Origin of the sequence: Desemzia sp. FAM 23990 (assembly GCF_045528485.1) — a bacterium.
Classification (GTDB): Bacteria; Bacillota; Bacilli; order Lactobacillales; family Carnobacteriaceae; genus Desemzia.
Genome location: NZ_JBGQQW010000026.1, coordinates 37,349 through 53,541, shown reverse-complemented (window position 1 = coordinate 53,541; position 16,193 = coordinate 37,349). Strand labels below are relative to the sequence as shown.

Genomic DNA, 16,193 nt, shown 5'->3' with positions numbered 1-16,193 from the left:
GGAATCAGCTAAATAAGCAAAATTTTCTGGAAATAGTCATCCTTTGCGTAAGCATTCGATTTTTTTTACTTTTTTCAAGAAAATAATAATTCAGAATATTCTGACTATATTTATGCAACACTAGTGAAGCATGTTCTACTGTCTCTATCATTTCCCGTTCCTCCTTACTAAGATAATCTCATATCCCAAGAATAACTATTAGAGGTCACTGAATCAACTTTTAACGACTTTTCCAGTTGGAACAAAAGCCTTAACTTGTTTAATCATAGCTGCTTCATTTATTAGCAGTCGGATTGCTCAAGTGGTACTATGGTCATAAAAGGATGGTGTCTAAATGCTAACAAGAAATAAACTCTTTCAGTATATGAAAAAACATTATGGTGCAGAGCCAGAATACTTGTGGGAAAAATTTCCAGGTTACGCTGTTTTCAAACATCCTTCAAATGGAAAATGGTATGGCGTTGTAATGAATATTTTGCCGGAAAAAATAGGACTGGAAGGGGAGGAAGAAATCGATGTACTGGAACTCAAAAGCCCCCCTGAGCTGAATGGCAGTCTAAAAGAACGAAGAGAAATCGAAGACGCCTATCATATGAATAAAGAGCACTGGATTTCTGTGATTTTAGGCCAAGTAAATGAAGTAACTGAAATCGAACAATTGATCGAAACTAGTTTTGACTTAACTAAAAGCTGATCTGTCTTTGTCCATTTTGATTCATTAGGAGGAATTCTTCATGTTTAAACTTGCTAAAGAACTAATCATTGAAAAAGACTTGCATCGGAAAATCATTATCATAGAACATTTATTGAATCATTCTCAATTAACAGCTAAAGAGTTGGCCGAAATCACCCAAGCTTCTCAACGTACCGTCTTTAACGACTTGCAAAGTCTGCGTTTTGACTTGCCTTCAGAATGGACTCTCGAATCAGTAGGCAACAACGGGCTAAAGCTGATTTCGACTAATAAAGCTGATGTGAAACAATTATGGTTGTATTATATGGGGCAATCTCTAGGCGTTCAACTAGTCAAGCAGCTGCTTTCTAAAAATAAACTTTCTGTCGAAGAACAAGTTAGTGAATGGGGTATCTCTGAAGCCAGCTTAAAAAGAGGCCTCAAAGAGTTGAATGAGCGGTTAAGTTATTACCATCTTCAAATCAATTTGGCTTCTGGAAATCTTTTTTGGGAAGGTGATGAGCTGCAGATACGTATGTTTTATCATCGTCTGCTGATGCCTTTTACCCATGAACAATTTTTCTCTAAGGAATACCACATGCATCAAGTCCACTATGAAGGCTTTTTGCGACGCATGGAGCGTCAAGAATCTGCTCCTGCCAGTGAAGAAATTTTTGGAATCTGCTGGTTTTACATCAATTGTTTACGCAATAGAGCTAATTGCCTTTTGGAAAATCTGATTTATGATAAAAAAGATCCGTTGCTACAGCTGTTTTTGCCTGAAATTCAACATTTGTATCAGCTCGAAGGCCTTAAACTTCCTATGGATGAATCTTTTTTCGCCTTCTTTTGTTTTTTGGAAAGCTGGAGTTATCCTTTTACCCCCTCAGAAAAGTTGCTGCATCTAATGGAAACTTATTATAAAGATATTCAACAAGACTGCTTAAAAATGATGGAAAAAATTAGAGAACAGACGCATACTGTACAAGATACAGATAATGTGCTGCTTCGTAATCTGCAGCTTTTCTTACTAAAGTACAAAGAGTCACAGAAATTAACAGAGACCTTTACGATGGAGTATCCAGAAATCATCGAAGCTGCTCGGTATCGTTTCAAGAATGTGCTACAGTGGTTAGCTCCTATATGGTCAACCGTCTTCCAAACTAAAATAGAGCTCAATTTACTGATCTCAGCAGCAATGATCATCCAGACCGAACTTTATTCTGTTAAATCTTTAGCTACGGTCTATTTTTGCTATCAAGGTGAACCAGCATGGAAATACTTTTTGACACGAGAGATTCAAGATTTAGTCGGCAGCCGGATTGATTTCCATATCTTAGACTATTCCGACTTAAATAGAATTGATCCTGATGATTACCTGATCACTAATATGCCGATACCGTCTAACGTTGATAAGAACCAGGTCTTTCCCATCTCATTTGTGCCTAAAACGAATGAAATCATGAACATCAAACGAGCACTCTCCAACTTGTATATGCTCTAACAAAACATCCGTCTTTGGATGAATATTTATTCATTCAAAGACGGATGTTTTGTTCATTATTTCACCATCGCTTTTTTAGAATTTGTCTGGATAGCTTTGCTGACCGCTTTCTCAATTTCAACCATAAAGAATATTTGAGAGGCTACTACAAATACTGATAAGTGTTGGATCAAACTCAAGTCCGTCGTTCCAATAACGGCTTGTGCTGACGGAACAAATAGAATGATGCTTTGCAAGGCGACTAGACACAATAGAGAAATACCTAATGCTTTGTTGCGGAAGAGCTGACGGTTGATTGAAAAATTCAATTCTTCTCGACAATTGACCATATAAAAAGCTTGGGCCAGTACGACACCTTGAACCAATATCGTTTGCTGTACGGCTGGCGTCGAGGCAAAAGATGACAACCACAACATAGACATCGTGATCAACACAGAGACATAGCCTAATCTAAACAGATTGTATTTAGTCAAAATAGGCTGCTTCGGATTTCTTGGCTTTTGAGACATTAAATCATCGCTTGCTTTTTCAAATCCTAATGCGTAAGACAAAGTGATGGTCGTTACCATATTCACCCAGAGGATTTGTATCGGTGACAAGGGCAGCGGCTGGTTTGCCAATAATGCTAAGATCACAATCAATCCTTGTGCCAAAGCAGTCGGCAGGAAAAAGTTGATCGTCTTTTTCAAGTTTGCAAAAATTCGTCTGCCTTCTTTGACGGCTTTAGAGATCGTTGCAAAGTTATCATCAGCCAAGACCATATCTGCAGCTTGCTTGCTGACTTCGCTCCCTTTGATTCCCATGGCGATTCCGATATCAGCTTGCTTCAAAGCCGGTGCATCGTTCACACCGTCTCCTGTCATCCCCACAATCTCTCCTTGCTGCTGCAAAGCTTGAACGATTCTCAGTTTGTGTTGCGGAGTCGTTCGTGCATATATATCGACGCTTTGTACACTTTCTGCTAATTCTGTATCCGTTAATTGATCAATGTCAGAACCTTCCAGCACGTTTCCAGTATGGTTTAACCCGATCTCCTTTCCGATAGCTTGAGCCGTGTCTTTGTGGTCCCCTGTAATCATTTTGACAGAGATTCCAGCTCTGCTGCAGTCTGCTACAGCTTCAATGGCAGACTCTTTTGGCGGATCCATGATACCTGCGATTCCGATAAACGTTAAGTTGTCCAGTTGCTCAATATCCAAGTCTGTACTTTCTTTTTTAGCAAAACCTAGAACGCGTTGTCCTTTTTTAGCTAAATCTTCCACCTTCTCCAACCACTCGATTCGATTTTCAGGCGTCAAGTCCGCTTGATGAAGAAGCACATCTGGAGCACCTTTAACATAAATCATCGATATATGGTCTACTTCATGCAATGTTGCCATTAATTTGTAAGTGGAGCTGAAAGGAATCTTGTCTATTTTCTTTCTTAAAGGGACAGTCTGCTGATCTACATATTTCAATAAAGCTAATTCTGTCGGGTTTCCAGTTAATTGTCCGATTTCTTGTTGATTCTCTGTCTTTAGATCCTGACAATTATGCATGATGTCGTATAACACTTCTTTGTCTTCTTCAGCCACTACCGTATCTACCACAGTCATTTCATTTTTAGTCAATGTTCCTGTTTTATCCGAACAAATAACAGTGATGGACCCTAACGTTTCTACAGCCGGCATACTTTTGATGATGGCTTTTTCTTCTGCCATTTCTTTGACACCCATAGAGAGAATCATCGTCAAAACAGCCGGTAATCCTTCTGGAATAATCGCTACAATCAGCGAGATGCTGGCTGCAAGCAATAAGTTGAAGTCCATTCCATAACGTAATGTTGCAAAGAACAAAAGAAAGATTATAAAAGCAATCAAGCCTTTAAAAATTTGATGGTTGAGTTGATTGATTTTTCGTACCAATGGTGTTGTGGTTTCCTCTACCGTCTGCAAGGCTTGGTTGATTTGACCTAATTGAGTTTCGTCACCTGTAGTTGCTACCACACCTACTCCTGATCCTTCTTGAACCAACGTTCCTAAAAAGGCCATATTGATTTGATCTCCAAGAGGCGTATCTTCAGCCAAGACTTGGTTGTCTTTAATGATTGGTAAGGATTCTCCAGTCAGGGCTGATTCTTCGATCAACAGATTTGTTGCTTCTATGAGGCGAATATCAGCTGGAACGATATCTCCTGCTTGCAGAAGCACGATATCGCCAGGAACAAGCGTCTCCGTCTCGACCTTCTTACGTTGATTTCCACTTAAAATGATGGACTCTTGACTGCTCATTTTCTTGAGTCCATCTAAGGAAGCTGCTGCTTTTCGCTCTTGGTAGTAACCAATGAACCCATTGATCAATACGACGATAAAAATAATTACCATTTCAACGAAGCTGCCTGTTAGTCCTTTCAAGATTCCTGCTACGATCAAGATGATCATCAATAGATCTGTAAAATGCTTCCCTACTTTTTGCCAAAGTTTTTCTGCTGCTTTTTCAGTGAGTTTATTCTTGCCTCTATTTTCTAACCGTTCCTTTCTTGCTGTACCGCTCAAACCTGTTTGTGTCGCTGTTAAAGTGCTCATTACCTCTTTGTTTCTCATTGCATACCATTTCATATCGTTCTCCTCCTCTATTTCTGTTGTATCTAAAGTATAGGGGAAGAAATCGTCAAAAAGATTGCAACTTTTTCACAAAGATGTGCATTTTTTGTTGAATGGCTACTCACTATTTATTTAGCACAACAAAAAACTTCTCGTTGTACGAGAAGTTTTGGTTCTACAACATTTGAAACTGGTGAGTAGAAAATACACTTCTTTTTAACTCTAAATCTATTAGAAACTCAGTTCTAGAAATTTCTGGAGGAATATGGGGTTGCTTATAGCCATGAAAAGGATGTAAAAAAAGGAAACACTGTGGGCGTACGCCCAAGTGTACCATGCTTGTAAGCTGCTGAAGCAGCAACAATCATGGCAATTACTTAGCGTTAGGCTTTAGCCGTTATGCTAAGTTTGACGCTTGCAAGTCTTGAGACGCGGTTTTCGGCTCAAGGCGTTCCCATGGCGTTCCATAAGCAACCCCATAGGCCGGAGGAAATTTCTTTATCAACGTTAGAAGATGAAGAGTCGAAGTTTTTTTGTTTATCTTTTATGGATTAACTCTTAACAGACGCGCTTGAAACGGCATCTACAGTTTCTTTGGTTTCTTCTTTTTCACTTATAGAAGCCCCTGAGACTGCATCTACTTCTTCTGTTTTATGGTCTTTAGCTGAAGCACCAGAAACAGCGTCTACATCACCTACTAATGTTTGACCAGTTTGTTTCAAATACCAATCAATGATCGGTTTAAAGTCTAAAATAAACTCATTGATTCCGGCAAAGTTTCCTTCTTTATCATGCATAGCTTGATAATTATGCACGACATATTTGTCAGGACCATGTGTTGGCACATTGACACGAAATGCATCCATTGCTCCAGAACGCAATTGTTGAATCACATACCCTACGTTTTTATGCACTTTTTCTGGATGACATTTGGCTAATGGGTTCCCTACTTGTCCAGGAACACGAGCAGCTAACATTTCCTCTGCCGGTTTGGTTTGATTGTAATATAAGAATTGGTTGTTGCTGTCTGCATAAGTTAATTCCATTGGCATTGAAGCTAAGAAACAATTCAATTGATCAACCGTTAATAATCCACGATCCAATTTAACATACGTATTTCCTTCTACTGCACCAACTTTTTCTGCGGCTTGTTCCAACCAATCATCTGCGTACATATCAATGTCTTCAATGGTTGTGTTGATTTTGCCAGTTGCGTATAGATCTTCTGGTTCAAGTTCTATTTTTTTAGGCCCTTCTATTACAGTGACCACTTTGATGAACTGAAGGAATTTTTCTAAACAACTGCCCAGAAATTGAATTGTTCCTGGGTCTTTTAAATTTTCATTTTCATCAAAAGCTTCTTTTACTTTGCCTAGTAAGAATTCATTTCCAGGCAATACCATAGCATTAACACCTGGCGCATCTAAAATCTGGCGCAAATGCAGCTGCGCACGAGACGATCCTTGATCGTAATAAGAAGCTCCAACGATCATGACAGGTTTATTTTCTAAAGGATGAATTTTAAATGATAACCATTCCAGAACGCTTTTTAATCCAGCAGGAATTGTCCGATTGTGTTCTGGTGTAGCAATGATGACACCATCTGCATTTAGTATCTTTCTGTTTATTTTTTGGATCATCGGACTGTTTGTTTGGTCATCACTTTGATTGAACATTGGAACATCCTTGATCTCAATGATCTCTAAATCAAATAAAGAACTGAACTGCTTTTTGATAAATTTCAATAATGTGCGATTATATGATACTTCTGCGTTGGATCCTACAATACCGACTAATTTCATTTTTACTGTCCCCTATCTTTATATAGTTTCCCAAGAAAAGTTTTCTGCTTCTTTTGTGTTTTGTGCATGTACATGATTCAATTGATTCGTGATTGTTACAAAAGTTAAGAAATCTTCGAACAACCCTTCTAATTTTTCTACTTGCGCTTGATCATTTAAGTTGTTTTCTTCACCAAATGCCTGTAAAGAATGGCTCAACAGAAACTCTGAACTTGGCATAATACGCGCTTTCAACTCAGGTGCATCCAAAATTTGACGCAAGTGCAATTGAGCCCTTGAAGATCCTAAAGTTCCGTAAGAGGCTCCGGTAATCATTACGGGCTTATCAACAAAAGGGAAAATACCATAAGAAAGCCAGCTCAGCGCATTCAGCAATGCCGCGGTAACAGTATGATCGTATTCTGGCGTGCTGATGATAACGCCATCTGCATCATTGATCTTATCTGCCATCACTTGCACGATTTCAGGAATTCCTTTATCTTCAGGCTTGTTGAATACCGGCATGTCTTTGATTTCCAAAATCTCAATTTCTGCTTTAGCGGAAAAATGGTTTTGCATAAATTGCAGCAATGTACGATTTGTTGAGTGGTCTGAGTTTGTTCCTACTAATCCAATAAATTTTTTCATTTTTTTACTTCCTTTCAATTTCCTCGATTTTTAACCGTTTATTTTTTCCAAACCCTTTGAATAGCATAACTGTTCGTCTTTTGTAATCACTAATCCTTCTATTCCTTCTACTCTGTTCAATTCAGTGATGATTTCATCAGCTGATTGACCGTATAAGCGAGTAGACCATATCTCACCATCCACCGATCGATCCGACCGAATAGTCAGACTGGCTGCATCTGTTTCGATAGGGCGCCCTGTATGAGGACTTAAAATGTGATGGTAGGTTTTCCCCTTATTCACTAAACTTCTTTCGTAAATTCCTGAAGTCACGACGGATTGGTTTTTGATTTTCAACGTGGTCAAATAGTGTTCGCGATCCAAGTTGGGATTTTGAATCCCTATAGTCCAATACTTTTTTTTAGAAGTTTGAGAAGGTCCTAACCCAACGACGTTTCCGCCTAAATTGATTAATGCAGAGGCCACACCCTCGCTTTTTAAATACTGAATGACTAAGTCTGCAATATAGCCTTTTGCTAAAGCCCCTAAATCAATCGACATCCCCTTCTCGCTTAAATAAACTGATTTTTCTTTGTCGTTTAACATAATCTTGTGAGGATCTATCTTCTTCAGCAGCGCCTTGATAATTGGCTCTGAAGGCACTTTGGCATCAGCAAATCCAATTCGCCACGTTTGGACTAACGGACCAATAGCAATATTCAAATAACTGCCTGGAGCACAACTATGTCTCTTTCCTATCTGGATCAATTCATACAACTCGGGATGAACAGTAACAGGACAAATCCCTGCATGGCGATTGACGGCCATCAATTCAGAACTGGGATCATTGGCGCTGAATCGATGTTCGTATTCTTTTAACCGATTGATTACTTCAGACATTATCGGCTCTGGAGATTCATGTTCCACTAATAAATCAATGACAGTTCCCATTAAACGAACCGTTTCTCTTTTTTGTATCAGTTTATTCATCTCCTTGACTCAACAAGACTTCTTTTTCTAAACTTGCTAGTTCAGCTAACGCGATTTTATTTCGATTGATTTTTGAATAGGCTCTAGCATCATAAATCAATTCCAAAATCACTTCTTTTGGTTGATGTTCTATAATGGCATTTTTAGCTAACTGAATAGCTGCTCTAGCAAGATAATACGTTACGTGATTATCTGAGCAAATAGCAACAGCATAATGGAGCAAAGCATTACTGATGTCTATTTCTTGGATTTTGGAATAAAACAGACCACATTGAAACACAATATTGAGTACTCTCCAAGTATCTTCAGTGGTTGTGGTTGGATAACTGTAAATTTTTTCCAAAATCTTATTAAAATAAAATTCAGCTTTCTCTTGATCATTTTCGCGTGAATAAACCATTCCGCTCCCCGTATAAGCTAGTAAACGAAAAATAATAGAATCTTCAGTCTCTTCAGCTAATAAAATGTGATCGAACATAAAAAGAACATCCGTAATTGCATGCTTCTGAAAAATCATGACAAAACCACTTAAATAATGGTAACGCATTGCTAGCTTAGGTTCTTCTATATCACTACTGATTGAGATGGTGTTGAGCAGCTGCTTAGCTTGCTCATATTCACTCGTAATCAAAAAAAATTCAGCTTGGTTCATCTTTTCAATGATCTCTGAATATTTTACGCCTACTTTTGGGAACAACTCGCCTAAAGGCAACCCCAGACGATTGCACAGCTGAATAAGGATTTTTAAACTTGGTACTTTTCCGTTATTTTCGAAACGACTTAAGGTAGCTTGTGTACAGATCCCTTCGGCCACTTCACTTTGAGAAAGTCCTATCGCTTTACGCGCTTCAACAAATCGCTCTATATTCACGTCCATCCCTCCATACAATAACTAGCGGCGGTTTAGTTTGTGCTCATTTTCACATTTGTTTTACACCTCGAATTATACCTTCCAGAAATATAATCGTCAACTAAATATATAAAAAATTATATAATTTTGTGAATTTTTTGCCAACAAAAATTTCATTACTCTATTGCTCTTTCTTTAGAGTCTCTGTAATAAATTGTTGATTTAACTTGTTTTTTCATCGTCACCCTATTTATATAAAATAGTATAGGAGAGTAAAAAAGCTATTTCGTTCAACTTCGAACAATGTAATTTTATAATCCCAAGGTATAATGAAATAATTTATATTAATGTATGCATTAACAAGCGGAATAATGTATAAAATTCTATAATTAAGCGCACAAAAAGTGGAACCTAACTAGACTCATGCTAGTAGATTCCACTTTTTTCTCCTAATTCAACTATAAGGCGCGTAAGCTATCTCAATGACTGCAGCAAGTTTTTCCTTGACCTCTGCAGTGGTGAAGGCTCCTGACAGGCCATTTAAATTCAATGATTTCATCGTTGCATAATTGATTCCTAAATGTTCAGCCAACAACAAGTACTCTCTAGTCAGTGACGTGTGGGAAACCGTACGATTGTCGGTATTGATGCAGCAGCGGATCCCTTTTTCCATAAAATCAAGCAAGGGGTAATCTTCCCAACTATCCACCGCGTTCGTTTGAATATTACTCGTCGGGCATAATTCGATGACCGTTCCTTTTTCCACACACAGTGCCTGTGCTGTTTCATCCATTTGAGTGGCGATGCCATGTCCAATACGGTCGGCTCCTAAATGGATTGCTTGAACAACATTATGAGCACAACCGCATTCGCCAGAATGAAGGGTAATTTGCAGGCCTTTTTCTTGCGCAAAAGCAGTCAAAGGTTCAATGTGGTCATTTGCCAAATCAGGTTCCGGTCCTGCCATATCAAAACCAACCAATAAGCTTTCTTGCGTTTGTGTCAATTCGGACAACATCGCAAGATTTTCTTCGTTAGAATCCTGACGCATACCGCAAATCAATAGGTTCACTAGGATATTGTATTGTTCCATGGCTCGATGGACCCCTTCACTGACCGCTGAAATAATTTCTGGTAACGTCATTCCTGCTTCTGTATGCAAGAGCGGAGCAAAACGCAATTCCATATAACGAACATTTTCCAAAGCCGCTGCTTCAGCAGTCGCAAAAGCTGACTCTTCAAGCTGCTCACGGGTTTGCATGAGTTGGAGAGTGATATCGAAACTTTTTAGATAATCCGATAAATCTCTGCATTTTTCCGGTGCCGCTACTTGATCCAGTAAAGCTCCATCAAGTTGTTGTTTTTCCGCTAGTTTCTTTAATGTTTTCATCGGCACAGAACCATCTAAATGGCAGTGTAACTCTACTTTAGGTAGTTGATGAACAATTTCTTTCTGCACGTTATCCAGATCCCTTCACAAATTATTTTCTATTCCATCTGGTGTTTTGGTTATTTAAATCTCCTCATATGACGCTCAACACGTTTGAAATATTGCCATTAAGTATCTGGTAGAAAGCTGGTTTTCAGAACGATAATCAAACGAATGATATAAAAAAAAACGCCGATTCTGTGGTTAACTCACAATTAGCGCGTTTTTATTCTTCTTTATGCCAAAGCTGGTTTATAGTACGAAAGAACGACTTCGACTTATCTATAAACGAAGAATTTAATAGTTTCAAATATATCAAATGTACCTTCATTTAACAACCTGAATGGCCGCATTTTTCATTATTTCGCTTTATAATAATTGTGTATTTATTTAAATAGAGACTGATTTTAATGGTAGACAAGTATTTTTTATTGGACATCAAATAGAGATGAAGCTCACTGAGGCTCCATCTCTATATACTACATTCTTTTTCAGCCAGCCTTTACTTTATCTTCCGTATAGACATGTACTTGGTTACGCCCTGATTGTTTTGCTGAATACAATGCTTTGTCCGCTTTGATCAACAACTGATCTACAGTCTCCTTTGCCTCTTGTATCGCTTCGGCCACTCCCATACTGAACGTAACCGGAATGTCTCCTTCTGCAGAATGAAGATTCTGAATCTCTAGACTTTTACGCAATTTATTTCCTAATGCTGCTGCCTCTATTGCTGTATAACCACTCAGAGACAAAGCAAATTCTTCCCCACCGTATCTAGCAAACACCAGTCCTTCCGTTAACTGATTTTCACAAATGTTTACGACATGCTTAAGTATTTGATCTCCTATATGATGTCCATATGTATCATTCACCTGCTTAAAATGATCAATATCCATCAGTATTACTGTAAACGGAGTGTATTCTCGTTTCGATGCTTCAAAATCTTGTACGCAGCGTTCCATAAAGGCCCGTCGATTATATATATGAGTTAGTCCATCATAATTGGCTTGGTACTCCAATTTAGTTTGGAGTCTTTTGAGTTCAGTAATATCTGTAAAAATCAGTATTAAACCTTTACTATTTTTCCCCTGTATCAATGGTGAGATACGAATCTGGTACATACTTTTGACACCATTCACAATCACCTGTACTTCTTGGGACTGACTGGTCACTTCAAGATTTAATGGAACAGAATTGCCTGACAATGGATACCAAATTTTAGAAAAGTCCATTCCAAGTAGAGTTTTATTTAATTGTGGAAAATACTCTTCACATGTCTGATTGAACTCGATCAATTGGCGAGACTCATCCAATACCATTACACCATCATTGATGCCATTACATATCGCATCTTTTGCAATGGGCATCAGCGTGAACAAACGGGAAGATTTGATCGACCACAAATACAACAGAGATGACAACCACAAGACCATCGGAACTGGGTCTACTCCTTCAAGGGTCAATCCTACTAAATACAGAAAAGCTGTCAGTATAGGAATCAATTGTCCGATTATTAAAGCAAATAATTGTGGGCGATAATTTTTTGCAGTCTCTTTCCAATGAGAGATAGCCAATAACAAAGCAACCAGCATACAGGTAAATATGTAGATTCCATGAATCGTATACCATAGCCCTATTTCCTGCCGTATATAAGGAGCGCCTAAAGATGAGTCGATCTCAAACACTCGATAATGAAGATGATGCCAGTCATTCGTTGCTACCATGACTAACGTAATCAAAGGAACAACCAGAAGAGAAAAAGCTTTTTTTCTTGAAATTGAAATGCCTAAATACTGCATAACAAACAGTAGTCCTAACGGCGTAGAAATCGGCATCCCCACATATTGCATAACTGTCCAAAATTTGATCTGATCAAGCGTTGTAGCTAGTAATCCAAAAGCTGAAGCAAAACAATAAACAGCTATTGTTGCAGTGTAAACCATAAAAATATGCGCAATTCTTTTGTAACGGTGCCGATTAACATACACATATAAGAATAAATATAAGTTCAATACACCAGACGTACAGATAATTGATACATAAGCAGTCAATTGTGAATTCATGATAGGGCATCCTCTTTTAGTCATTTTTTACTTTTAATGTAACACAGTTTTTTTTATATAGGTACATCAAAATCGGCTCATTATCCATTGACACAAACCGTTCACATATAAACGTTTGCGACAGCATATAAGGCAATTTGATACCCATTAGATAAGAACTGTTTCCTTTACTTGAATGAACTATTTTTTTAATTTATCTGCCAGTCGATAAAACTAAGGACTAACTTAAACTTGAAGTTTTGTTAGATTATTTATTCTTGAGAACCTTTTTCTGATATGATATTCCTATGACAGTTTAAGGGAGGAAAATAAATCATGTTGGAATTCAAACAAAATATCCGGGGAAATGTAGCCCTAGGCGTAAACCCACTTGGATGCAAACAAGAAGTACTGAATCAAATTGACTATGTGAAAAGCAAAGGGACTTATGAAGGACCGAAAAAAGTATTGATCATTGGTGCTTCATCAAGCTATGGTTTAGCTACCCGCATCAGCCTAGCTTTCGGTGCAAGAGCAGATACCATTGGTGTTTCTTTTGAAAAGGGACCAAAAAACGAAAAGAATCTAGGAACAGCTGGTTGGTACAACAATATCGCTTTTCGAGAAGCAGCTGAAAAAGAAGGCTTAGTCGCCAAAAACTTTGTACAAGACGCCTTTAGCCATGAGAGCAAACAAGAGATCATCGATTATATAAAAAATGAATTTGGCGGTAAAGTCGACCTAGTCGTTTACAGTCTGGCAAGCGGCAGAAGAACAGATCCTGATACTGGAGAAACCTATACTTCCTCCATTAAAGCTCTTAGCGAGCCAGTAGTTGGTCCGAATATTAATATGCAAAACCACTCTTTCTATACTGAGACTCTGGATCCTGCAACTGATGAAGAAATCGCAGGTACAGTCAAAGTCATGGGTGGCGAAGACTGGCAATTATGGATGGAAGCCCTAAAAGCAGCAGGTGTATTGGCTGATGGAGTGCTGACAACTAATTATTCTTATTTAGGAACAGAGTTGAATCGTCCTTATTACGGTGGAGGTACTCTTGGTCTTGCTAAAGCGGATTGTGATGAAAAGGCGGAGAACATTAATGAATTGCTGGCTGATATTAACGGAAAAGCCGAAATTGTGGTTGCTACTGCAGTTACAACTAAAGCCAGTTCAGTGATTCCTTTTTTCCCTGTTTATTGCATCGCTCTATACAAAGTCATGTCAGACAAAGGAACTCACGAAACACCCATTATGCATCAAGACCGCATTTATCGCGAAATGATTTACGGTGAAAAGTCTGAATATGATGAAATGGGACGACTTAGACCTGACAGTTGGGAACTGGACAGCGACACTCAAGCCCAAACGAAAGAACTTATTTCAAAATTAAATGAAGATAATTTCAATTCTGAAATAGCCGCTTATGACATCCTGTTTAAAGAGTTCTCAAATTTAAGCGGATTTATGGTAGATGGCTATACTGAGCAAGAAGTGACTATAGAAGATTTAAAAGCGTTAAACTATTAAGTTATTTTGACCATATCGATAAGAACAAAAACCCCTAAGCAGAAAAATGCTTGGGGGTTTTCAATGTAGATGAATCTAGAATTTGATGTTGGATTCGCTCTTTGCTATCACTTATAAGAAGATTCACTGTAAATACATCAATGAGTTTTGGTTCCTTAGTTTAGATTCGAAAAATTTTTTAGAATTCGTCACGTGCTTTACGCAAGTCTATAAAATCTTCCAGCGTTTCTGCCTGAATAAACAGATTGATTTCTTTCTCCCGACCGATGGTTGACGGTAGTGTCGGCACTCCTTGTGCGCGCAAATGATTGACGTGGCCCAAGGCTTCAGAAATCACCTCATTAGACGGCTGCACAGAATGAGCAAAGTTCAAATTGGTTTGTGTATATTCATGTGCCGCATAGACTTGTACTTTATCGTCTAAACGCTTGAATGTCTGCAAAGCACCATATTGAGCTTGATAATCTCCTGTAAAGACTCGACCACAGCCAGCTGAAAATAAAGCATCTCCACAAAAGAGACTCATTCCCATTAAAAAGCTGATGTGTCCAGCAGTATGACCACCAGTTTTGAAAACTTGAATATTTTGGCCCAGCAACTTGAAAGAGACTCCCTCTTGAACAATAGAATCAGCTAAAGGTTCCGTTTCTTTCGGTCCATATACAGGAGTACCGGGGTGTTTCGCTAAGATTTCTTTCACCCCGCCAATATGGTCATCGTGATTATGAGTCAAAAGAATAGCGATTAAATCCAGCTGTTGTTCCTCCAAGTAATCTATGACGCCTTCAGCTTCTCCGGGATCGATCACTACTGCTTCGGTGCCTTCTTTAATGACCCAAATATAATTGTCAGAAAGAGCTTTGATAGGTTTAACATCCATTGCTTTTCCCCCTTAGTTTGATTTTTTCCTAAACAAAAAATTCAGTTATACCGCCTATCGACTATAAAAATAGAACTTCTAAAAATAAAGAAGTTCTATTTTTATAGTCTGGACCTATTTAATGGTGTTTGCTGTTTGAGCAAAACCCCATTTATTGGTTCTACAACATTTAACGTTGGTGAGTAGAAAATACACTTCTTTTTAACTCTAACTCTATTAGAAACTCAGTTTTAGAAATTTCTGGAGGACTATGGGGTTGCTTATAACCATGAAAAGGATGCAATGAGAATTATCCCGAGTTAAGCTTCAGCTTTTACTCGGGGTTTGACGCTTGCAAGTCTTGAGACGCGGTTTTCGGCTCAAGGCGTTCCCATGGCGTTCCATAAGCAATCCCATAGTCCGGAGGAAATTTCTTTATCAACGTTAGAAGATGAAGAGCCAATTTATTCCTGCTACTCTCACAAAGTAGTGATGATCGGTCCTTCTTGCGTAAGAATAATGGTATGTTCGTATTGAGCCACTAAGCTTTTCTGAGTGAGTAGTGTCCACTCATCTTCTTCGGATTCGAATACTTCCTCTTCCAGAGTAGAAATAAACGGCTCAAAAGCAATCACCATACCCTCTTTTAAGAGCTCATCATCCCAACGAGAAAAATAATTAAAGATATGGTCTGGTGCTTCATGAATGGAACGTCCAATGCCGTGTCCAGTAAGATCTTTAATAACAGTCAAACCATGTCGTTTTGCTACATTGTGTACTGCTTTTCCAAGGGCGCTTTTTTTAGATCCTGGTTTTGCTTTTTTAAGACCTGCGTAGAAGGCTTCTTTAGCAACCTCGCATACTTTTTCTTTACTTGTCTCTCCCTGACCAACCACAAAAGAAATCCCGGTGTCTGCGAAATACCCATTTTTAGAAGCTGATACATCAATATTTACAAGATCACCTTCTTGGATAACCCGACCTCCTGGAATTCCGTGCGCTACTTCCTCATTTACACTTATGCACACATACCCTGGAAAATTATATGTTTCTTTAGGTGCGGACAAAGCCCCAGCTTCTTCAAAACTCTTTTCTGCCATTTCATCAAGCTCTTTTGTAGTCATTCCGGGCTTAGTACACTCGACTAATTTATTTCTGATGGATCCGCAAATACGGCCAATTTCTTTTAGTCCATTAAAGTCCTCTTCACTTTTTGCAATCATTATACGTCCTCTTTTTAAATGTAATTTTATACCTATCCTTCTTAGTTCGTGATATATCTAAATAAGACTTTCCTCAAGCTATGAAAAGAAAAACTTCACT

The 16,193-nt window shown here is 38.4% G+C and carries 12 protein-coding genes; 3 read left to right on the top strand and 9 right to left on the bottom strand.

Annotation, left to right across the window (positions count from 1 at the left end; genetic code table 11):
• Window positions 1-334 precede the first annotated feature (334 nt).
• The gene (locus ACEN4I_RS10660) at window positions 335-694 is read left to right on the top strand and encodes an MmcQ/YjbR family DNA-binding protein (protein WP_407102878.1); all 360 of its coding nucleotides are present in this window, start codon (window positions 335-337) and stop codon (window positions 692-694) included.
• A gap of 40 nt (window positions 695-734) precedes the next feature.
• Window positions 735-2,177 carry a helix-turn-helix domain-containing protein gene (locus ACEN4I_RS10655; protein WP_407102879.1) on the top strand — a complete coding sequence of 481 codons (1,443 nt, stop codon included), beginning with the start codon at window positions 735-737 and terminating at the stop codon, window positions 2,175-2,177.
• 56 nt (window positions 2,178-2,233) lie between these two features.
• Here the strand turns inward: ACEN4I_RS10655 and ACEN4I_RS10650 are convergent, their stop codons facing one another.
• From ACEN4I_RS10650 to ACEN4I_RS10620, 7 genes are all read right to left on the bottom strand, one after another.
• A complete protein-coding gene (locus ACEN4I_RS10650; RefSeq protein WP_407102880.1) occupies window positions 2,234-4,774 on the bottom strand; it encodes an HAD-IC family P-type ATPase in 2,541 nt (846 codons plus the stop codon).
• A 536-nt stretch (window positions 4,775-5,310) separates the two neighbouring features.
• A complete protein-coding gene (locus ACEN4I_RS10645) occupies window positions 5,311-6,561 on the bottom strand; it encodes an NAD(P)H-dependent oxidoreductase (protein WP_407102881.1) in 1,251 nt (416 codons plus the stop codon).
• Between the two features lie 18 nt (window positions 6,562-6,579).
• Window positions 6,580-7,188 carry an NADPH-dependent FMN reductase gene (locus ACEN4I_RS10640; protein ID WP_407102882.1) on the bottom strand — a complete coding sequence of 203 codons (609 nt, stop codon included), beginning with the start codon at window positions 7,186-7,188 and terminating at the stop codon, window positions 6,580-6,582.
• Between the two features lie 30 nt (window positions 7,189-7,218).
• Window positions 7,219-8,157, bottom strand: coding sequence for an FAD:protein FMN transferase (locus ACEN4I_RS10635; RefSeq protein ID WP_407102883.1), 939 nt, complete (start codon window positions 8,155-8,157; stop codon window positions 7,219-7,221).
• On the bottom strand, window positions 8,150-9,034 hold the full coding sequence (locus ACEN4I_RS10630; RefSeq protein ID WP_407096355.1) for a helix-turn-helix domain-containing protein: 885 nt from the start codon (window positions 9,032-9,034) through the stop codon (window positions 8,150-8,152). Before ACEN4I_RS10630 ends, ACEN4I_RS10635 begins: the two co-directional genes overlap by 8 nt.
• A gap of 427 nt (window positions 9,035-9,461) precedes the next feature.
• Window positions 9,462-10,466 (bottom strand): adenosine deaminase, encoded by a 1,005-nt coding sequence (gene add / locus ACEN4I_RS10625; protein ID WP_407102884.1) that lies wholly within the window; start codon window positions 10,464-10,466, stop codon window positions 9,462-9,464.
• A 461-nt stretch (window positions 10,467-10,927) separates the two neighbouring features.
• On the bottom strand, window positions 10,928-12,499 hold the full coding sequence (locus ACEN4I_RS10620) for a histidine kinase N-terminal 7TM domain-containing protein (RefSeq protein WP_407102885.1): 1,572 nt from the start codon (window positions 12,497-12,499) through the stop codon (window positions 10,928-10,930).
• Window positions 12,500-12,814: 315 nt separating this feature from the next.
• On the opposite strand from ACEN4I_RS10620, the gene fabV reads away from it, so the two are divergent.
• Complete coding sequence (gene fabV / locus ACEN4I_RS10615; protein ID WP_407102886.1) at window positions 12,815-14,011, top strand: enoyl-ACP reductase FabV; 1,197 nt, start codon at window positions 12,815-12,817, stop codon at window positions 14,009-14,011.
• A gap of 178 nt (window positions 14,012-14,189) precedes the next feature.
• Here the strand turns inward: fabV and gloB are convergent, their stop codons facing one another.
• Window positions 14,190-14,891 (bottom strand): hydroxyacylglutathione hydrolase, encoded by a 702-nt coding sequence (gloB, locus tag ACEN4I_RS10610; RefSeq protein ID WP_407102887.1) that lies wholly within the window; start codon window positions 14,889-14,891, stop codon window positions 14,190-14,192.
• Between the two features lie 458 nt (window positions 14,892-15,349).
• On the bottom strand, window positions 15,350-16,093 hold the full coding sequence (gene map, locus ACEN4I_RS10605; RefSeq protein ID WP_407102888.1) for a type I methionyl aminopeptidase: 744 nt from the start codon (window positions 16,091-16,093) through the stop codon (window positions 15,350-15,352).
• Window positions 16,094-16,193 lie beyond the last annotated feature (100 nt).